The sequence below is a fragment of the Flavobacterium terrae genome (assembly GCF_900142035.1).
In the GTDB taxonomy this organism is placed as follows: Bacteria; Bacteroidota; Bacteroidia; order Flavobacteriales; family Flavobacteriaceae; genus Flavobacterium; species Flavobacterium terrae.
The window spans coordinates 43,571-63,290 of record NZ_FQZI01000007.1; the positions used below are offsets into that span (position 1 = coordinate 43,571).

Below are 19,720 nucleotides of genomic sequence, written 5' to 3' on the forward strand. Positions count from 1 at the left end.
AATTATTTCGTTTCCAGTTGTTTTTCAATTTCAACCTGTGTTGCCAAAATAGCTTGTAATTTATCTAACGAATCCATCTGTGCCATATTTAACGCTTCCCAGGCATCGAGTACAACAAACAAATCTCCCGTATTATTTTGCCAGGCAATAATGGCAGTATCGTAGTTTTTACGCAAGGCCGGAATAATATTTTTTTCAGCTATATCATATTGTTTTTTAAGATTTGTCAGTTCCGTTTGCATTCCTGAAATCATTCCCGACGCTTCATTCAGTATCATTTGTTTTTGCCAATTAAGACTTTCATTTTTAATTTGAAAACTACTAATGTTGGCTTTGTTCATTTTGGTTGACCAAGGCATTGGAATGGTAACCATTCCCATTAAAGAGAATTGCTGGGGTTGCTGTCCAAAAGCAAACATATGGTCGTATTTAACTCCAAACTCCGGCAAAAACTTTGTCTTTTCGGCTTCTATTTTCAGTTGATTTAACGCCATTGTTTTTTCAATAGCTTTAATGTCACTTCTGTTTTGGGAAAGCAGCGTTGTATCGGTCTTTATCAGATTAAAATCGGTTAATTTATATGCCGAATCAATATCAAATGGGGTATTTTTATCCCTTGCCATCAGCATATTAAGCATAATTCGTTTTTGTGCTATGTCATTTTGCAGCATGACAATCATACTTTGTAATACACTGTATTGAGATTTTGCTTTGTAATATGTTGGTAGTTTGTCCATGTTATATTGATAGCGTATCTCCATACTTTTAATCATGTAGTCCAAAAGCAATAAATTATCATTGGCAATTTTTATTTTCTTATTCAGTACAATCCATTGGTAGTAATTTGTTTTTGCCAAAGCATTGAGCTGATTAATCGTATAATTTTTGTTTTCCTTTTCCACGGAAGACATTGCGTTCATATACTTAAAATCGGCATTCAGCTTTCTGGAATTCGGTATCATTTGCGTGATTCCCAACATATAAGACCCCATTCCGGGTGACATTTCATCAGCCTTCCACATTTTAGAATTGTAAGGTGTCATGAAAAAACCTGTTTCGACCTGTGGTGGCATCCAGCTTTTAGCACCTTTTGCAGCTGTATCCATACTTTGGATATCAGCGTCATACATTTTTAATTGCGGATTGTCAGTTTCTATTTTCTTCAAAACTTCATCCAACGAAAGTGTTTGAGCCCTACTTGAAGTGAGGCTTAAAATCAAACAACCTATTACGATATAATACTTATTCTTTAGCATCTAAAATTTCTATTTTACCATTTGCTTTTAGCTCGCGGAGTTTTACCATTTCAAAAACAACTGGTGTTACTAATAAAACATAAATAGTGGACGTAATTGTACCGCCAATAAGTGGAACAGTAATAGGAAGCATTACATCGGCTCCGGTTCCTGTTGCCCAAAGAATAGGAATCAGACCAAATAATGAAACGGAAACCGTCATTAGTTTTGGTCGTAACCTTTTTGCTGATCCATCAATAATATATTGTCTCAATATTTCTTCGGTGATAACCTCATTGCTATTTCCGTATTTCTCCACCATTTTGTTCATGGATTCATTTAAATAAATGGTCATTAGCATTGCCGTTTCTATGGCCATTCCAAACAAGGCAATAAACCCGACAGCTACCGCTACAGACAAGTTAATACCATAAAAATAGACCATAAAAATTCCACCAATTAATGCAAATGGTACGGTTATCATGGTGATTAAGGCTTCTTTCATGGAACGATAGGTAAAGTATAGGATAAGGAAAATAATAACGACCACTATAGGCAATATCAGACTTAATGTTTTGTTAGCTCTGATTTGGTTTTCCCATTGTCCGCTCCATTCCACGTAATATCCTTTGGGCATTTTAGTCATCATTGCATTTAATTTTTTCTGTGCTTCTTTTACCGTACTGCCCAAATCACGTTCACGAACATTAAACAATACACTACCTCGAAGCATTGCGTTTTCACTGTTTATCATTGGTGGTCCATCACTTATCTTTACATCAGCAACCGTTTCCAACGGAATTGGACCAAATTGCATCGTTTGTATTTGCAATTTTTTTAAAGCGTCAAGGCTATTTCGATATTCCTGAGCATATCTTGCATTTACAGAGAATCGTTGTCTTCCTTCAATGGTTGTAGTCAGTTTCATTCCACCGATAGCCGCTTCGACAACATTATTGATATCATCAATGGAAAGTCCATATCGACCAATAACTTCTCGTTTTGCTTCAATATCTATATATTTACCACCTGTGATAGGTTCTGCATATAAATCTTTTACTCCTGAAGTACCCTCCAATGTTTTTTTGATTTTTTGAGATAAAACATCGATTGTATCTAAACTTGCACCGTAAATTTTTATTCCAACATCCGTTCGAATACCCGTAGAAAGCATGTTGATACGATTGATAATAGGCTGTGTAAAACCGTTTGTTACTCCAGGAATTTGCAGTTTATTATTTATTTCAGTGATAATATCATTTTTTGTTTTGTCCTCTCTCCATTCCGTTTCGGGTTTTAACAAAATAATAGTTTCAATCATACTTATCGGACTGTTATCGGTGGCTGTGTTTGCCCTACCCGCTTTTCCTAAAACATGATCTACTTCTGGTACTGATTTTATTAGTTTGTCCTGTACTTGCAAAATCCTTTTTGCTTCAGAATTTGATACATCCGGTAATGTTACCGGCATAAATAAAATAGAGCCTTCATCTAACGGAGGCATGAATTCCGACCCTAAACGGGTAAACATTAACACGCCAATCAGTAATGCCGCAATATTGAAACCCAATATTGTTTTACGCCATTTTAAACAAAAGGTTAATATTGGCGTATAGATTGCTTCCAGTTTGCTATTGATTGGATTTTTTTCTTCCGGACGAAGTTTTCCTTTGAGTAAGAAGCTGATTAGCACTGGTGTTAGTGTGATGGCCAAAAAAGCATCGACAATAAGAATAAAGGATTTTGTATACGCTAATGGACTAAATAATTTACCTTCCATTCCCGTCAGAAGAAACACCGGTAAAAAAGAGGCAATTACAATGATTGTTGAATAAAAAACCCCTGGCCCCACCAATTTAGATGATGCTTCAATTATCTTGAGTTTCTCTTCTGAAGATAATGGATCCTGTTCTTTTTTGAATATTTTTAATAGTTTCTCTTTCATCTTAAACGGATTCTTTATTGTTAGCCATTTCTTCCTGTTTCTCCGAAATATTTCGATATGAATTTTCCACCATTACAATACCATCGTCGACAACCACTCCGATAGCCAGCGCAATACCCGTTAATGACATAATATTGGAAGAGATGCCGAAAGCCTCAAGTAAAATAAAGCCAACGGCTACAGATATAGGAAGCTGAATAAGGATAATTAAGGCACTTCTCCAATGGAAAAGAAAAATGAGTATAACAAGTGATACTGCTATCATTTCTTCAATTAGCGTTCCTTTGACTGATGCAATGGCTTTTTCTATCAGTTCACTCCTATCATACGAAGTTTTAAAAGAGACCCCTTCCGGTAACCCTTTTTCGACCTCTTTCATTTTTTCTTTTACCGCTTTTATTACTTTGTCGGCATTTTCTCCGTAACGCATTACTACAATTCCACCAACAACTTCTCCTTTTCCGTTTTCATCAAAAATTCCCAATCGTAAATCACCTCCCATTTGTATTGAACCAATATCTTTTACCCGCACAGGAACAGCATTGTAATTTTTTATGGCAATATTCTCTACATCTTTGATATTCTTGATATATCCCAAACCTCTTACGATATACGACATATTGCTCATTTCAAATTTTCGCCCTCCAACATCATTGTTATTTGATTTTACGGCATTCATAACTTCCATCATGCTGACATTATAATATTGCATTTTGAGCGGATCTAAAACCAATTGGTATTGTTTTTCGAATCCACCAAAAGAAGCTACTTCCGCTACACCAGGAACTGTTTGCAATGCAAATTTCACATACCAGTCTTGTAAAGCTCTTTGTTCTCCCAAGTCCATACCCTTGGCGTCTAAATGATACCAAAAAATATGGCCAACTCCTGTACCATCAGGACCCAATGTTGGAACAACGTCTTGTGGAAGTAGACGTTGTGCATAATTTAGTCTTTCCAATACTCGGGTTCTTGCCCAATAGGTATCTACATTATCTTCAAAAATGATATATACAAAGCTCATCCCAAACATGGAGGCACCACGTATGTTTTTAACTTTTGGTATCCCCTGAAGGTTGGAAACCAAAGGATAGGTCACTTGTGCTTCTATTACCTGCGGACTTCTTCCCATCCATTCCGTAAAAACAATAACCTGGTTTTCTGATAAATCAGGGATGGCATCAATAGGATTCTGTTGCACACTGTAAACTCCCCAACCAAATAGTCCAGCTGCAACAAGCAGCACTATAAAACGGTTTTTTAAGGAGAATGAAATCAATTTTTCGACCATACTGTTTATTATTTATTAGTCAGGAAGTTCTACAAAATTCCAGAAGATTTGCAGGACATTCTTATCTAACTAATGGTATTAATTTACGAGCTATTTTGTGACTTCTTCAGTCAATTCCATACCGCATTTTGTGCATTTGTCCCCTTTATTTCCAGTAACTTCCGGATGCATTGGACAGGCATACATTTTTGAATCGCTTTCCATAGTTTTAGAATTATGATCCACCATGGTGGAGTCATGGCTCATCATTTCTGAATTATTAGTTTCAGCTTCTTTGTTTTTTTGGTTACAAGAAGTCATTACGAATGCCATTAGAACGGCAGAAAAGATTATTTTTTTCATATTATTAGATTTAGATTATGTATTACTTTTATTATTAAAAGTACGAATAATCATGTACAATTAATTGTATAATTAATTATAAATTAAAACGTTACAGTTTTAAAACTAATTAATTGTTTCAACAGTTTTACCACAACTTAACATCATTGAACCATAGTATGGATTTTTGACTGCATTCTCTTTACTTAACCAATTTGCCCCTTTACCATCATTTGCCATTGGACAAAACTGATAGTACACCGGAGTTTCATTTTTAGAAACTTTGATTAAAGTATAAATGTCTTTTGATAAAGTCATAAAGTGTTCCCGTTGGTGTTTTACATCCTTAGTGTCTGCAATATGTTCCGCATCTTCTCTCAATTGGTTTACAACTTTCATCCATACCATATGCACATCCATTTCCAGCTTATCCATTTTTACACCGTTAATTGCAGCCAATAATTCTTTGGAAGCTATAGCCGTTGCATTACCATCAGACTTAACCAAAGCGTCCTTAACAATAAAGTAATTATCAAAAACTATTTTTAAATGATTTTCTTTCTGATTTTCAGATACTGATGCTTCATTATGATTACCGTGAGATGAATGGTCTTCATTGGATGCCATAGCAGTAGTTGTTTCATTTACAGCAACTTTAGCAACCCTATCATATTGACAACACCCATGAAGGTTATTGTAAACATCATCAGGTGCAAGGAATTTATCACTATCGTATCCTGCTAATGCTATTTTTTTTAGTATTTCATCTTGTGATATTTTTTTGACATCATAAGTAAATGTGGCTATTTTCGTATCCTGATCCCAATCTACTTCTGCTACTTTTTTCAAACTACCTGCTTTTTCGATAGTTGCCTCACACATACCACAGTTTCCATATACCTTAACGGTTTCTGTTTTGGCGTTGCTAATTTGAGCATTAGACACAACCGCTGATAGCAATAGTGTCAATATCACCATTGCTTTTATAAATGATTTGTTCATTGAATTATGATTTTAGAAACAGTGCTTTAGCAAACAATGTTTCAATTTAAAAATTGATTTAATTAGAGAATACAGCTTGATTAAGTCAAAACAAACGATAAAAGATTGTTTTAGAACAAAAAAAAAAACTGTAAATGAATTTGGAATAGCAATGCTGCTATAGAATTGACGCACTTGTGGCTATCAAAAAAGAAATTTAGCTTATTTTAGGGATAAGCCATAAAGAATAAAAGCCAGAAGAAATATTGGCCTCGTTGTGAAAAAAGTTTTGTTTTTTATCACTTATAACATAAAGACGGTTTTTGATTTCAATGTCGTTGAAAGTAACTACACTAAAATGTACTGTGGAGGTAGATGTACAATTTGAATTACCACATTTACCACCACATCCTTTTTCAGAATTATTTTTTTTATCGCAGCAAGATTTTTTTTCAGATTTAGTATCTGTTTTCTTTTTATCGCAACAAGATTTTTCTGTTTTTGGATTGTCCTTACTGCACGCAAAAACCTCACTAGGCATAAAAAAAATGCCCAACACAAAGATTAAAACTATATGAAACTTTTTCATTTGCACTAAATAACAAAATCAAATTTATGAAATTTAAACCAATTTGTATTAAATAATTGCAAAAAAACTCATTCTTCTTTATTCTACCTATAATCACTATTATGAATAATTCAACAGTACTTTCAACGTTTGTCTTTTGAATTTCTGTCAAAAGTTATTAGGTTTACCATACTTCTTAAACGACTTCTAAGCCGGTTTCCGTAAAGATTTTCAATTTCTGAGGCAGAGAGATTTGTAGTTATATGCGTTACTGTATTATTCTCGACAAACTGTTCATAACGACTTATGAGTATTTCTGCCATTACATTGCAATCGTTACCGAAGTGCTTGATTTGCTGTTCAGCTCCTAAATCGTCAAAACAATAACCTGTCAAACGGTTTTGATTAGTCGCTTTTTGAGTATATAAATTTAAAGCCTCATAACCTCGTTTTGCAAATTCAAAGGAAACTTCCCTAGTCGATTTTATTTTGTAGTCATACTTGGATGGTACGAACGGTTTTATCAGGTGTATGATTGATGTTTTTCCACAACCAACGGGACCCGATAGTATGATTCCTTTGTTAAGATCTAAACCTAACTTCAAAGCATTTTCGGTATCTTGGATTGCATATATAAGCAACTTACAAATAACCGGTTTATCCTCTTCGTATATTTTGAAGCTTTGTCCATAGGTTTGTTTCCCTTGCTGCTCAAGGTATCTAAAACATTGTTCTAAATTGTACGTTCTAAAATTATTTTTTACAACGAACGTGCTGGTAAAACTATAGTGGTTCTGCATAATTTTTCTGAATTACTGTGTGAAGATGATTTGGTTTAGGTCCTTCGACAAGCTCAGGATGACGATTGGTTTTTGAGTTAAATTTTTGGCTGTTCAGCATCCAATTTCTCGCAGCGGCTTTCCAGTTTTTCATTTTTGACTTTCCACTTACCAGCCAGCCATTGCTTTGAAAATGGTTGTAGTACTTCTGCGCTTCGATTTCGGAAACATTGCATTCGCTGAAAAACTGTACTACACTTTGCCATTGTGGTGGGATTGTGTTCTCTGTTGTTTCACCTTTTTTTTCGCGCAACTTTTTTTTTGGTCCTTCGACACTTCGACTTGGCTCAGTACAGGCATGCTCAGGATGACAATTAATATCACCTGACTGATTTTTGAACTCGTCTTTTTTTAAGTCATTTTTGCTTTTGGCCAAGTTTAAAATGTTTGTATTGTTTGTACTGTTTATATTGTTTATAGAAGATACCAGCGCTTGTTCAGTAGCTGTTTCACTACTTGTTTGCTGCTTGTTTACTTCCTGTTCAATAACTTGTTTACTTTTTGAATTGGTTTTATCGCTTCGCTTTATTGGTTTAAGTTCATGAGATAAATTGACCATTTGAAGCATACTTCCTTTAAATGGATTATAGGAGGGCTCGTAAATAACATAGCCTTTATCATGTAGTTCTCGCATGCATTTATGATAGGTGGCTTTTGAACATATCTTGCTGATTCGCATGACCTCATCGCGAGTGATGCTTATGGGGTTCTGAAACCGGTTAAGGTTCCAGAACTGAAAGAGTGCAATGTATAGGCTGATGTGGGTTGGGTTTAGGGAATGGTCGTCTACCACCCTATCGAAATAAGCTGTGAGGTGTTTTATGTAATTCATAATTTTTGAGTTGCTGAGTTACTAAGGTTCTGAGTTGCTAAGTTTTTAGCTTGTGATTTTGTCATGCCATATATGCCCTAACATTGGGCTATTAGCTAGTTAGTTGAATTCGTTTTATTCTGTGAAAGTATCTTTTCGATATCATCGTGCGAATAAAATAAAGTCCCGCCGATTTTGGTATACGAAAGGCTTCCGTTGATTCTATAATTTTGGAGTGTGCCGGAGGAAATACCGAGTAGTTTTCTAACCTCGCTTGATTTTAACCATTGTTTTGAAGCGGATGTGGACTTGACATCCAATAACTTTTTAATATCCTCCAATAGTTCTTTCTTGAATTCTCTTAAATCTTCGGTTGTAATAATTGTTGCTGCCATATTGCTTTTTAAATGTTAAACGATTTTGAATGACGTCATTTCTTGTTACTTGTTTTGTTTTGTTCGAACAGGGCAAAATTGTTGTATTTTATTCTTTTCTTTTCCCAATGCTTATCGTAGTTACGAGAAAATTTAACATCAAAACGCTAAAAAATGCCTGTTTACAAGACAATTGAAATCAAACTTTTTTAATCGTATTGCTTTTACCGACCAACAAAAAATCCGAATTGGTATTCTTTTACCAATTCGGATTCAGTTTTCGGATTTTAAAAATCGTAATCAATTCATAACCAACAATTAAAAGACGTTAGACTTCGTAGTTACGATTACCTACGAAACCTCAAACACTTTCTTCTTTACTGATTTTATGTTGCAAATTGAGCATTAATTCTTCAAGGAATTTGGTTTTACTACTTTTTCTTTCTTTTATCTCGTTATAGGTTTTGTACACGTTGTCAAGCTTCACATTGAAAAAATCTTCGAAAGATGAGGTAATGGTATTAATATCTGCTGCGCCATGATTCAACGCTCCACTTGAATAAAGAGCATAAATAAGCTCAATCAAGGCCGTTTTTGGAGCAGTCCAAACCAAGACCTTATGCCTTTTTTCTTGAAAAATCTCCGCGTCGTTCACTTTTAGCTTTTTCAGTGCTTCCCTGATGTAGTGGATGAACCGATACATCGCTTTTACTTTAGACCAAAGCATATCCTGAGCAGTGGAAAATTCAGGAAACTGGTAGTAGTCGGTCATTGGGGTAAATGGGAAATTATCTCTTTGATTCCTTGTGAAAAACTGATGATCCAGGTAACTGTAGCCCTGTTCCATATAATGCACAAAATCAGCATTTTTACAGAAAAATTTATTGACTTTTTTTAACTCCTTTTGAAGAAATTCAATCTTATATGACGTACCTGCTTTGGGCATGCGCAGCTCACAAGACCTAACTTCCGTAAAATAAATGAGATAACTCATTGGAATGGGTTTATGATTTTTGAAGAACTCGATTTCGTCCGGTACGTTTTCAAAATCATGTTGTTCTACTTTATCTTTTAAAACCGAAAGTGTTCTATTACATAACTGAATACCTTCGTTTGCTTTCTTTAAATGGTTTTCGTTTGTTTCTAAAATGGCATTGCACTTTTGGTTGAAATCTGTAATTTGTGCTGTAATAGTTTTCATTTGTTGTGTTTGGCTAATAGTGAGCATTGTTGGTTTGTTACTTTATTTCGTTTTGTAAACTGTTTAATGCCTCGAATGAGTAATTGTCTTTGGCTTGTATGTAGGCAATTTTAGGTGTTATTTCTGCTCCCAGTTTTCGTTTTTCGAATGTGGCCGAAAAGCCAAAATCTATTTTTGAAATGCCTAAAATATTGGCTCTCTTAATAATCTGAAACAATAACTGACGGTACAAATTCAATTCCTGAACATAGTTGTAATTCATACCAATTAGCGTTGGAACGTAAGTTCTGTTTAAATTTTTATACCCGAATACCACACCCACCATTTCAGGTTCTATGGATTCCTTTCCTTTTAAGTATAGTATTATATATTCCCATGAAGCATATTCGCTCATTTTCCTGAATACACTTAATGGATAAGTGAAAGTATTTATAGCAAAATTATTCTCTTTTACGTTCGTATATAGCTTGTATGCTTTTTCTAATTCTAAATCTGACAGACTACTTTTAACCTGAATATCAAAGCAGGATTCAAAAGGATGAACTTCTTTATTAAAATGTTTTCTGGAACGAGGTGACAGCTTCTTAGTAAAATCTTCAATCGTTGACCAAGTGTTGTTGGTTACTGTGCAAGCTTCCGGCATATCTACTTTTACAAAGCCTTGATTGTGTAGCACACCATTCCAATTATTATTCGTTTCAAAATCCCTAAATACCAGCATATCCGCATTTATATCATGGTATAACTCATCAACTTTTGAAAGCAATAATTTGATTGCTTCACTTTTTAAATGATGCTGACTATTACAGTAATAATGCTTTCCTTCAGTAAATAACGATCCCATGCTCAGTACTTTTGAAGTATGGTACATCGGATTTGATTTTCGTTTTTCCTCCAACTGTTTTGAAACGGATTCCGGTAACAACATATCATCCTTCCATAGTGCGCAAGTAAAGAAAGTAACGAGGATTGGTGTACTATCGGTATCTTTTATAATGCAGTAATAAAAGTCCCAGTTGTCCTGTGGATTCGGATTGTTCTTGAAAGTTTCTTCTAAATAACAGATTCCTTCCCAATCGAAAACACTTTGGCCTCCCAGTGAACTATTCCAAAAATATTTATCTATGTTGTGAATTGATGTTTCAAACTGAAATTTCAACAAACCGGAATTGGTACTTTCCTTTTTGAGTTTAGGATATGATTTTTCAAGTCGAAAACTTCTTTGGATTTTTTCCAGACTATTATCGGTTTCTTCCAAAGCTTTTGGAAAATGAAATTGCAATGCATCTGCAAGAGCTTTAATATCTTCTTTCTGATTGTGTCGTGATATCGTTATGCGAATACCAGTGTTCTTAACCGGAACGGCTGGATACAATCCCGGATTCACAAAAAAGCCTTCTTTGAAAAGCTTTTGAGTAAGATTATAAGCTGTGGCCGGCATGCCCGTTCCTATAAAGAAAACAGGGGAATCATTCTTCACGATTAGCGGCACATTTGATTCTTCTAATAATGAATTGAAGTATGTTATTCTTTCTGTTAATTCATCTTGCAATACTGTGATTTCGGGTGATAAATGAATATCGGCAGAGCTAGAAGCTGCGGCTAGTGAAGCGGGTTCCAATTGTGCGGAAAATGTTAGTGGTCCTCCAAAGTTTTTGATTTTCTCTCTTAACTTTCCATCTGAGCAAATTAACATTGCTCCGCTTGCTCCGAATGTTTTACTTAAAGTTGAAACAATTAAAACATTGTTTGGTAATTGATTAAATGAGTCAAAAACATAGCCTGTCCCATTTTTCCCTTTCCAACTCATGCCGTGAACATCATCAAAATATAAATGTAGCTGAGTGTATTTTTGTGTAAGCATTATCAATTCAGGGATTGGTGCAAAATCGCCAAACATTGAATATACACCATCGGCCATATACCATATTTTTCCGTTTCTGTTGCTTAGCTCTTTTATTTTGTCTTCTAACATATTAAGGTTGTTATGACGAACCATTTCTACGGGAATCCCTCTTAGTTTGAGTTGTTGACAAGCGTTTTGTACACTCCAATGTACCTGATGGTCTAAGATAACAGCATCTTCGTCACGAACTACTGTTGGGATAACCGCCAAATGTCCTAGTGTACTGTTTTTAGTAATTACAGGCGTTATACCATACATCCTTTCAATTTTAGCTTCCAATTCGGCATACAATGGATTTGAAATGTATGTTTTGGAAAGCGGGAACTGGGTACCGAATTTTCGAATAGCGTTTATTGCCGCCTGCTTAATTCTTTCATCCTGCTCTAAACCGAGGTAACCGGTAGTTCCGAAATGATACATTTGCTTTCCTTGTATTTGCAATGTTCTACCGTTAAAAAAGGAATCTTCGGCATACAAATGAAGTACTCCTTCATTTTTTGCTCCCGAAATGACACTATTTACGGTGTCGATAAAGTTGTTGTGTTTAATTTTAGCCATTTCTGTTTTGATTAGTAGTGGGTTACGTTTGAGTTAATAAGGCGCCAAAATTGTAGATAAATTTTGGTGTGTTTTACAGCGAATTGTGCTTACTCCTATTTTGACAACTCATATTCCCGAATTGACAAACACTAATTGATTTTAGGGACAATTAGTTTGTTTTGTAGGTTTTTTAATTCAGTATTATTTTTATTTTTGCAGCATTGTATCATTTTATTTAATACATCATGAATGCAGCTCATGATTGTTACGAAAATGCGCATGCACGATTTTGCATAGCGCACGGCATTCTCTATTTTGAATATAAGCCGGAGACCGTTATTTCCTTAACTGTCGCCCGAAAAGTCGTGTCTGACCGAATCCAATTTCAAAACAAAACAACTTATCCTGTTTTATGTGATATCAGAGGTGTAAAAGATTCGGACAAAGCCGGTAGGGATTACCTGGCTCAATTTGGTTCGGTACTTACTAAAGCTGTTGCCATTCTTGGTAATCCGCAAGTTTCTGAAACTATGGGAGATTTTTATCTAAGGATAAACAAACCCACTATTCCCACTTTATTTTTCACTGATGAAGAACAAGCGTTAGCTTTCCTGAAATCTTATTTATAATTAAATTTTAAAGCGTGTATGCATAGGGAAATCAATCAGAAACGAATGCACAGTATCCGGCAAATGTTACTTGAAATGGCCAGTGGTAATTTTAGTCAGCGGATAGTTCGAACTGAGGAAGATGATGAACTGGAATCTTTAGCAGTTCTTATCAATATGGTAGCCGAGGAAATGCAAGAAACGCTGTTTCCCAAAGGCTATATCAATACACATCATTTGCAACAAAGCCTTAACACTTTGAGTTTCATTGTTGATGAAAACTTTATTATTCACAGTACAATACCGGAAACTTATCTCGTTTTAAATTACGATACAACTTCACTTGAAGGACTGGAATTTGTAAAAATTTTAACGGACAGTTCTTCTCAGAATTTTGACAGATTATTGCCAACCATCTTACTTAATGAAAAGGTTTCTACTCTTTCCTTGTGCTATCTTACTTCCGACCAAAAGGAAGTCTTATCATTGTTTAGTAGCATATCGAAAATATCCAATGAAAACCGTTTTATTATTCATTCCATTCTTGCTGATTCAACAGAGAGTGATAACAACTCTGAGGATGTAAATTCCGCTTTCAGACAACCTAAAACGAGACGGGACGATGCCCGATTAATGCAGCAGGTATATGATTATATTTTATCGAATTTAGAAAACCCACTTCCTTCTCTTAAAGAGCTTTCCAAAATTTTTGGAACCAATGAACATAAGCTAAAAGAAGCTTTTAAATATTTCTTTAATACCAGTATCTATCAGTTTTATAATGACGAACGACTAAAAAGAGTTCACTTACTTATTGAGCAAACCAATATGCCACTAAAGAGCATTGCTTACATGAATGGTTTTAATACCTATCCCAATTTTTCTAAAGCCTTCAAGAAAAAATACGGTTACTCACCCAACGATTTAAAGAGAGACAACGACAACCTGTAATTTCTCCCTTTTGGATAAGTTGTTGTCCCGAATTGCAAAGCCTTTATTAATTGTATTTCAGAATTTTACATCATTAAACTAAACCAGTTAATGCTATGAAACTGAATGACCCATTAAAGAAGATTTTTGTTGAGATTGTCTGTTTACTATACATACTTCTATTTGTATATGCAGCTGTTAGTAAACTTCTTGATTTTGAAAACTTTCAAGTTCAAATAGGGCAATCACCATTACTTAGTGCCTTTGCAGGCTGGGTAGCTTGGGGTGTTCCTGTCTTTGAATTACTAATCGTGTCTCTTTTGGTTGTTCCAAAATCAAGATTATTAGGTCTTATTGCCTCCTTTACCTTGATGGTTATGTTCACGGTTTATATCGTAATCATTTTGAATTTCAGCTCGTTTGTACCCTGCTCCTGCGGTGGGATACTTGAAAAAATGGGTTGGACGGAACATTTGGTATTTAACCTTGTTTTTGTATTACTGGCAGTAACCGCTATTTTGATATTTACAAAGCAAAACCCTAAAACCGATCTATTATGAAATGGAGAAAGATATATTCCGTATTATTACTCTGCCTGTTTTTAGCAACGGGATTCGTAACCTTACTTTTTGTTTTGTCTGAAGGTATTATGCATCACCACAATACATTTGTGCGTCGTTTTCCAAAAATGTTGGCAACACCTTCTTATCAAACCGATATAAAATATAACTCTTACTATTTTGCAGGTACCGGTAATGGTAGAATTTATTTAGGAAATTCTACCACTCCTCTACAGATAATGGTTCTTGATACTCTTTTAAAAACGAGAGAATATCATACCATTACTCTTAATGATACTACCCTGCCCTTTCGTTCGGTACAGGTTAAAGTAACTCCCCCTTACTTTTATGTTCTGGATGGTACAGTTCCTTGTATTTACAAAGGAAAAACGAAAAACTGGAAAGCATTCCTTAAGTATAAAGGAACAACTAATTTTTCTCAAGCTGAAATTATGGATTCGACAAGTATTGTATTTAGAGGACAGAGCACTGTTGGTGAAAACATAATTGGGAAATTTAACCTTACTGATACCAATAGTATTGTTTATGGAACTGACTTACTACAAAAACAAATTGACGGTGTTTTTGATACCGATGGTGTTTTGAACTATGATTCAAAAATGAAACAAATCGTTTATTTATACCGTTACCGAAACCAATTTATTGTAGCCGATTCTAATCTTAAACTCAAGTATAGAGGAAAAACGATAGATACCATTAGCAAAGCACAGTTAAAAATAGCGTACATCAAGAACCGACGAGAGAGAACTTTTGCCGCACCACCCCTTGTGGTGAATAAAACAAGTAGTACATCCAACAATTTACTTTTTGTAAACTCTGCTTTGTTGGGGAAATATGAATCACTAGAAATATGGAAACATGCCAGTATTATTGATGTTTACAATATAGCTGATTCAACTTACCTATCAAGCTTTTATGTATATGACAGTAACGGTAAAAAGATGAAAAGCTTTATGGTTTATGGTAATCGATTGTTTGCCCTGATTGGTACCGAACTTGTTTCTTATGAACTGAATAAAGATTTATTATAAGGTTTTAAACCAATTAAAAAATAAAACAACTTTTGAAAATATACCGGCCAGTATCAGGGGTAAGATTGAAAACCTGTAAAAAAGAGTAAATCATCACTTTTAATTTTAATTATCATGAAAAGCAATTTTTTAAAAATGATTTTGCCGATGGCTGCCATTGCGGTTGCCTTGACTGGCGCATTTAGTACTAATGCCATGAATACCAAATCTAAAACAGTGGCTTTAGTACAAGGGTACCATTTCATTTCACAAAGTAATCCTTGTCAGGCTGCTGATATGTGTGAAACAAGTGGAACTTCATTTTGTCGCGTTGGCGGAGGTGTTGCCACACCACGCCTTTGGGCAAAGGATACTAATGGTAATTGTGTAATCCCGCTGTACAAACCATAATTTTTTAATACTATTAATGGTTGTGAAAATGCAATGCAGTCTTTAATGAGACTGCATTGTTTTTTACTTTATACCCTACGGACTTAATCGTAATAATTTGGAATCATCCAAGAAGAGGATTCTTTTCCTTTTAAATAATAATCGAACCAAGACTCTATCTTATTGGTTAAGTCTTCTGTATTAGTGCTTTCACTCAGCGCGTGTTCTTCACCGGGATAAACTAACATGATGCTTTTCTTTTTTAACCGGCGAAGTGCCAAATAAAACTCATAACTCTGTTTTGCGTTAATTTGTAAATCCATTTCACCAGTCCAAGTTAAAAGTGGTGTATTAACATTTGCAGCTTGAAGTACCGGTGAATTTCGTAAATATCCTTCAGTGTCTTCGAATAAGGATTTACCCATACGGAACTGATGGTATTCAAACCTCCAAAAATCGGGTTTTGAGTAATTCCAGGATACCCCAAGATAAGCACTTACAAAATCGGATAACCCTGCTCCTGACACCGCAGTAGCGAACATATCGGTTTGTGTTATGATGAAATTTGTTTCAAAACCGCCAAAGGAATGCCCGATTAATCCGATTTTGTCCTGAGAAACAACCCCCATATCAATTACAGCCTGTGTAGCAGCAGTTGTACAATCTGTAGCCGAAGCACCTGTATTACCTATTTCATAAACTATATCCGGATACAATACAAAATATCCTTTTGTGGTAAAGTTTGTATGGTTCCAGCCTTCATTATTATGTAAAGACGGATTCACATATTTATGCAATTCCCTTGACTGTTTTTGATATATATGTACCACCATTGGATATTTTTTGTCCGGACTGTAATTAGCCGGATAAAAAAGAACTCCTGTTAACAGAACACCTGAAGCATTCGTATATTTTATTTGAATTGATTTACCCCAAAAATAGTTTTGCTGTTGTGGGTTACTGTTGACTACAGCCTCTTGTTTTGAGCCCTTTATACTGTTTAGTACCAAACGTGGTGGAACATCAAAATTCTCTTCAACATACATTATATCTTGCTTGTTCGCTGCCCATTGAAGCTGGCTGATTTTCATTTCTTTGTACACTATTGGTTTTTCTCCCTGTGAGCGTTGCCAATAATAATATCCCGAAGCTACATGATCTTTCCCTGTGGCTTCCAAAAGCAATATTCCACCCGTATCAAATAACCCGGTTCTGTTGCCATCGTATTTGACTTCCGGTTTTTGAATAGCCGACTGTTCCGATATTCTGAATGTGATTTCTTTTTCTTTTCCTCTGGTTAAACGGGTACAAAAACTTCCGTCTACTGACACCTCCCATATATCGTATTTATCATACAGTAAAAGTGATTTTTCATCGGTAGTGAACCCGGGATTACCATAAGGTATCCAATCTGTACTCATTTCAAAATCGGGTCTTGATAATTCTGCTATCCTGTTTCGAGTGATATTGGTATGCTTATCCTTTTTAATGTCGTATATAAACCAGTCAGACTCTTTAAAATAAGTGATGTACTTCCCTTTTGGTGACATTAACACCATTTGATTAGCACCTGAGTATTTTTTCAACAACAACTTTTTTGTTCCCGTTTGTAAATCAACTCCATAAAAATCGCGGTCGGCCTCTCTTTTTTCCTGTGGTTCATAGGTTTCCTGATTTGAGACAATAACATAGGTTTGATTTCCATTGAGCGCCACCTGCGGTAAAGCATTATCTGCTATCTGAAAAAACCGATTGCTTTTTGGATACCAAACCGTTAATTTTTCTACTTTATCCCATCCGCTAATTTGTTTTTTTAAAGGATATATTGACTTGTCTTGGGTATTCCAAACCTGCACGGCTGTTTTGACACTATCTTTTGTAATCTGCACTTTTTTTACGCCAAAAAATATCCGTTCCCCATCTTCTGATAATGATAATGGATTATAATCGCTGTCTGAAATAGTAGACTCTTCCGGAAAATCCTTCTGTGCTTTAGGATCAAATACAAATGTTCTTTTATCCTTACTTCTGAAGGTGAACAGCTTTCCCTTGGTGTTCTGTTCCTGTAACCCCTCCAAAGGATGGTGCAAAAAACAAAAGGCTTCACCGTTACTTTGCCATGCAAAATTGTGAAAGCCAGCACCAGTTTCTACAACTACGGTGTGAGTTTGTATCTTTTTATCTATTTGTAGTACCTCAACCGTATGCTGTTTGCCGCTATCCGTAACATAAGCTATTGCTGAATTTTGCGGATTTGGATACCATGCTTTGACGTTCTCAATACTTTTGAGTTCCTGCCCTTTCCAATCCTGTACCACTAAACTAATCTTGTTGTTTACTCCGGTTTTAAGTACTACCAAATAATTACCGTTAGCTGCAATTTTATAATCTGTTACCTCTGAAATGGTTTGCTTTTCTGCTGTTTTAAGATTTAAAATGTTTAGTGTATTATTAGCCTGCTGACAGACAAACCAACTGTCATTACTAAAATTGCCGTTTTTCCCTTTAGGAAATGACACGGTTTTTCCGTTACGGTTTTTTACAAATAAGGTATCTTCTCCCGACTCGTAGCGTAGCGCGTAGCTTACCCAATTGCCATTAGATGAAATTTTATCGGGCTGTAACTCACTCCACAAGTGATACTCCTGAGACGTAAGGTGTTTCTTTTGTTTTACCTGCCCCATTACAGGGCAGGCAACTACTAACAAAAACAAAAAAAATGAAAAGGGACATTGTATTGTTCTCATGATTAATAACCGGGATTTTGAGGATTGAGATTCGGATTCATGAGTAATTCGGATTCCGGTAACGGTAACAATCTATCGGTAGTGTTCCACCCTGTTTTGACTCCTGACAACGCTGCATCGAGATTGTTAGTTCTTTTTAAATCAAAAAACCTGTGTCCTAGTTCGGTAAAAAACTCTACTCTTCTTTCCTGAATAATGGCTGTTATAATATCCTGTTGGGTGAGAGCAGCCGTATCGGGCAAACCAGCTGTATTCCTGATTTTATTTAAATCTGTCTTTGCTCCTAAAAGGTCACCTAATTGTGCTAAGGCTTCGGCACGTATTAGATACTGCTCAGCCAAACGAAATATAATGGAGTATTCCTGTGATGTTCCGGTGTTTGTGAACTGTTTGTATTTATAAGCATGGTACCACGTATTTACACCATCGGTAACTGCCTTTGTCCAATGGTTTTTACGCTCGTCCCCCACTTCGAAAGCCGCTATAAGATTATCGTTTAGTGCCACAACCGGAGGAGGGCCTTGGTTGAAAATAAATGTACTACCTTCTTCGGTATTTCTGCCAGCTGATTGGGGCATGAGTTGCCAGATGGTTGTGGTGCTTTCTTTTAGGAAAATATTATCCAAATTGGTATCCCAAACGTATAAACCTGTGTTGCTTATTATATCTGAAGCTTCGTTTACTGCTGCGTTCCAATCACCCGTATAAAGATAAACTCTGGCCAATAGTGCTTTTACGGTTGCTTTGTTTGGTCTTACCCTTTCCGGCGTAATATAATCGTCAGACAACATTGAGGACGACAGCAACAAATCTGTTTTAATATTGGCATAAACCTGTGTTGAAGACATACGAGATACAATACTGTTTACCCTATAATCCGTAGTAGTGATATAAGGAATATCCCCAAAAAGATTGAGCAGATAGAAATGTACTAATGCTCTTGTAAAATAAGCTTCTCCCAATAGTTGATTTTTCTCTGCTACTGATAAGCCAGTGGAATTGGTAGCACCTTCTATAACCGCATTCGTCGCATAGATTTGGCTGTAACTGTTATTCCACAACGTTGCAATATCTGTATTGGAAGGGATTAAGGTATTGTTATAAAAATTAATAGTTCCCATAAAACTGCTACCGTAAAAAGTGAGTTCATCGGTGTAATTTCCCATTTGATTGGAAACTCCGGTAACGGTTCCTGCCAGTACTCCGTTATTTCTTATTTGAGCGTAAATATCTACCATGGCAGCAGTTGCCGTGGTATAGTTCTCGAATACTGTGGGTGATGTTAATTGCGATGTTGGTAACTCTACCTCAACAAAATTATCGCAGGCTACCAATAGTCCCAATAAAGTGATAGACACTAAATGTTTGCCTTGCTTTATCAGATTGTATCTGAAAGAAGTTTTATTGCAACTTATATTATGATGGTTCATGATTTATAGTTT

Annotated in this window: 18 protein-coding genes; 5 read left to right on the forward strand and 13 right to left on the reverse strand. The window is 35.5% G+C overall.

Going from position 1 to position 19,720, the window contains the following annotated elements; translation table 11 throughout:
* Nucleotides 1–2 precede the first annotated feature (2 nt).
* The 11 genes from BUC09_RS13890 to BUC09_RS13940 form a co-directional block, all read right to left on the reverse strand.
* On the reverse strand, nt 3–1,256 hold the full coding sequence (locus tag BUC09_RS13890) for a TolC family protein (RefSeq protein ID WP_035677971.1): 1,254 nt from the start codon (nt 1,254–1,256) through the stop codon (nt 3–5).
* The gene (locus tag BUC09_RS13895; RefSeq protein ID WP_023579480.1) at nt 1,243–3,180 is read right to left on the reverse strand and encodes an efflux RND transporter permease subunit; all 1,938 of its coding nucleotides are present in this window, start codon (nt 3,178–3,180) and stop codon (nt 1,243–1,245) included. Before BUC09_RS13895 ends, BUC09_RS13890 begins: the two co-directional genes overlap by 14 nt.
* Nucleotide 3,181: 1 nt before the next feature.
* Nucleotides 3,182–4,471: an efflux RND transporter permease subunit gene (locus BUC09_RS13900; RefSeq protein WP_023579481.1), complete on the reverse strand. Its 1,290-nt coding sequence runs from the start codon at nt 4,469–4,471 to the stop codon at nt 3,182–3,184.
* 90 nt (nt 4,472–4,561) lie between these two features.
* The gene (locus tag BUC09_RS14870; protein ID WP_023579482.1) at nt 4,562–4,813 is read right to left on the reverse strand and encodes a heavy metal-binding domain-containing protein; all 252 of its coding nucleotides are present in this window, start codon (nt 4,811–4,813) and stop codon (nt 4,562–4,564) included.
* Nucleotides 4,814–4,918: 105 nt separating this feature from the next.
* Nucleotides 4,919–5,794 (reverse strand): DUF3347 domain-containing protein, encoded by an 876-nt coding sequence (locus BUC09_RS13910; protein ID WP_023579483.1) that lies wholly within the window; start codon nt 5,792–5,794, stop codon nt 4,919–4,921.
* Nucleotides 5,795–5,990: 196 nt separating this feature from the next.
* Nucleotides 5,991–6,362, reverse strand: coding sequence for a hypothetical protein (locus BUC09_RS13915; RefSeq protein WP_051364347.1), 372 nt, complete (start codon nt 6,360–6,362; stop codon nt 5,991–5,993).
* A gap of 122 nt (nt 6,363–6,484) precedes the next feature.
* Nucleotides 6,485–7,141: a P-loop NTPase family protein gene (locus BUC09_RS13920; protein ID WP_023579485.1), complete on the reverse strand. Its 657-nt coding sequence runs from the start codon at nt 7,139–7,141 to the stop codon at nt 6,485–6,487.
* Nucleotides 7,125–7,814, reverse strand: coding sequence for a transcriptional regulator (locus BUC09_RS13925; RefSeq protein ID WP_234972664.1), 690 nt, complete (start codon nt 7,812–7,814; stop codon nt 7,125–7,127). The genes BUC09_RS13920 and BUC09_RS13925 overlap by 17 nt, the downstream gene beginning before the upstream one ends.
* Nucleotides 7,815–8,107: 293 nt before the next feature.
* Nucleotides 8,108–8,386 carry a helix-turn-helix domain-containing protein gene (locus tag BUC09_RS13930; protein ID WP_023579486.1) on the reverse strand — a complete coding sequence of 93 codons (279 nt, stop codon included), beginning with the start codon at nt 8,384–8,386 and terminating at the stop codon, nt 8,108–8,110.
* 340 nt (nt 8,387–8,726) lie between these two features.
* The gene (locus BUC09_RS13935; RefSeq protein WP_234972665.1) at nt 8,727–9,593 is read right to left on the reverse strand and encodes an RteC domain-containing protein; all 867 of its coding nucleotides are present in this window, start codon (nt 9,591–9,593) and stop codon (nt 8,727–8,729) included.
* Between the two features lie 10 nt (nt 9,594–9,603).
* Nucleotides 9,604–12,030, reverse strand: a complete 2,427-nt coding sequence (locus tag BUC09_RS13940) for an aminotransferase class I/II-fold pyridoxal phosphate-dependent enzyme (RefSeq protein ID WP_023579489.1) — start codon at nt 12,028–12,030, stop codon at nt 9,604–9,606.
* A 227-nt stretch (nt 12,031–12,257) separates the two neighbouring features.
* Between BUC09_RS13940 and BUC09_RS13945 the strand changes: the two genes are divergently transcribed.
* The 5 genes from BUC09_RS13945 to BUC09_RS13960 all read left to right on the forward strand — a co-directional run bounded on the left by BUC09_RS13945 (nt 12,258) and on the right by BUC09_RS13960 (nt 15,552).
* Nucleotides 12,258–12,641: a DUF7793 family protein gene (locus tag BUC09_RS13945; RefSeq protein WP_035677979.1), complete on the forward strand. Its 384-nt coding sequence runs from the start codon at nt 12,258–12,260 to the stop codon at nt 12,639–12,641.
* Between the two features lie 63 nt (nt 12,642–12,704).
* Nucleotides 12,705–13,571 carry a helix-turn-helix domain-containing protein gene (locus BUC09_RS13950; protein WP_159432955.1) on the forward strand — a complete coding sequence of 289 codons (867 nt, stop codon included), beginning with the start codon at nt 12,705–12,707 and terminating at the stop codon, nt 13,569–13,571.
* Between the two features lie 95 nt (nt 13,572–13,666).
* Nucleotides 13,667–14,110: a MauE/DoxX family redox-associated membrane protein gene (locus BUC09_RS14645; protein WP_084127268.1), complete on the forward strand. Its 444-nt coding sequence runs from the start codon at nt 13,667–13,669 to the stop codon at nt 14,108–14,110.
* Nucleotides 14,107–15,162, forward strand: coding sequence for a hypothetical protein (locus BUC09_RS14650; protein WP_143161939.1), 1,056 nt, complete (start codon nt 14,107–14,109; stop codon nt 15,160–15,162). Before BUC09_RS14645 ends, BUC09_RS14650 begins: the two co-directional genes overlap by 4 nt.
* Nucleotides 15,163–15,276: 114 nt before the next feature.
* Nucleotides 15,277–15,552: a DUF6520 family protein gene (locus BUC09_RS13960; RefSeq protein WP_073312201.1), complete on the forward strand. Its 276-nt coding sequence runs from the start codon at nt 15,277–15,279 to the stop codon at nt 15,550–15,552.
* Between the two features lie 83 nt (nt 15,553–15,635).
* On the opposite strand, the gene BUC09_RS13965 is transcribed toward BUC09_RS13960, so the two are convergent.
* Both BUC09_RS13965 and BUC09_RS13970 read right to left on the reverse strand, forming a co-directional pair.
* A complete protein-coding gene (locus BUC09_RS13965; protein WP_084127272.1) occupies nt 15,636–18,278 on the reverse strand; it encodes an alpha/beta hydrolase family protein in 2,643 nt (880 codons plus the stop codon).
* Nucleotides 18,279–18,280: 2 nt separating this feature from the next.
* Nucleotides 18,281–19,708, reverse strand: coding sequence for a RagB/SusD family nutrient uptake outer membrane protein (locus tag BUC09_RS13970; RefSeq protein ID WP_084127274.1), 1,428 nt, complete (start codon nt 19,706–19,708; stop codon nt 18,281–18,283).
* Nucleotides 19,709–19,720 lie beyond the last annotated feature (12 nt).

What these genes read in the sequence shown, in the direction of transcription:
- BUC09_RS13940 (WP_023579489.1), bottom strand. Translation starts at nt 12,030, where the DNA reads ATGGCTAAAATTAAACACAACAACTTTATCGACACCGTAAATAGTGTC.
- BUC09_RS13930 (WP_023579486.1), bottom strand. Translation starts at nt 8,386, where the DNA reads ATGGCAGCAACAATTATTACAACCGAAGATTTAAGAGAATTCAAGAAA.
- BUC09_RS13945 (WP_035677979.1), top strand. Translation starts at nt 12,258, where the DNA reads ATGAATGCAGCTCATGATTGTTACGAAAATGCGCATGCACGATTTTGC.
- BUC09_RS13950 (WP_159432955.1), top strand. Translation starts at nt 12,705, where the DNA reads ATGTTACTTGAAATGGCCAGTGGTAATTTTAGTCAGCGGATAGTTCGA.
- BUC09_RS13910 (WP_023579483.1), bottom strand. Translation starts at nt 5,794, where the DNA reads ATGAACAAATCATTTATAAAAGCAATGGTGATATTGACACTATTGCTA.
- BUC09_RS14650 (WP_143161939.1), top strand. Translation starts at nt 14,107, where the DNA reads ATGAAATGGAGAAAGATATATTCCGTATTATTACTCTGCCTGTTTTTA.
- BUC09_RS13960 (WP_073312201.1), top strand. Translation starts at nt 15,277, where the DNA reads ATGAAAAGCAATTTTTTAAAAATGATTTTGCCGATGGCTGCCATTGCG.
- BUC09_RS13895 (WP_023579480.1), bottom strand. Translation starts at nt 3,180, where the DNA reads ATGAAAGAGAAACTATTAAAAATATTCAAAAAAGAACAGGATCCATTA.
- BUC09_RS13920 (WP_023579485.1), bottom strand. Translation starts at nt 7,141, where the DNA reads ATGCAGAACCACTATAGTTTTACCAGCACGTTCGTTGTAAAAAATAAT.
- BUC09_RS13925 (WP_234972664.1), bottom strand. Translation starts at nt 7,814, where the DNA reads ATGCGAGAACTACATGATAAAGGCTATGTTATTTACGAGCCCTCCTAT.
- BUC09_RS14645 (WP_084127268.1), top strand. Translation starts at nt 13,667, where the DNA reads ATGAAACTGAATGACCCATTAAAGAAGATTTTTGTTGAGATTGTCTGT.
- BUC09_RS13965 (WP_084127272.1), bottom strand. Translation starts at nt 18,278, where the DNA reads ATGAGAACAATACAATGTCCCTTTTCATTTTTTTTGTTTTTGTTAGTA.
- BUC09_RS13970 (WP_084127274.1), bottom strand. Translation starts at nt 19,708, where the DNA reads ATGAACCATCATAATATAAGTTGCAATAAAACTTCTTTCAGATACAAT.
- BUC09_RS13900 (WP_023579481.1), bottom strand. Translation starts at nt 4,471, where the DNA reads ATGGTCGAAAAATTGATTTCATTCTCCTTAAAAAACCGTTTTATAGTG.
- BUC09_RS13915 (WP_051364347.1), bottom strand. Translation starts at nt 6,362, where the DNA reads ATGAAAAAGTTTCATATAGTTTTAATCTTTGTGTTGGGCATTTTTTTT.
- BUC09_RS14870 (WP_023579482.1), bottom strand. Translation starts at nt 4,813, where the DNA reads ATGAAAAAAATAATCTTTTCTGCCGTTCTAATGGCATTCGTAATGACT.
- BUC09_RS13890 (WP_035677971.1), bottom strand. Translation starts at nt 1,256, where the DNA reads ATGCTAAAGAATAAGTATTATATCGTAATAGGTTGTTTGATTTTAAGC.
- BUC09_RS13935 (WP_234972665.1), bottom strand. Translation starts at nt 9,593, where the DNA reads ATGCTCACTATTAGCCAAACACAACAAATGAAAACTATTACAGCACAA.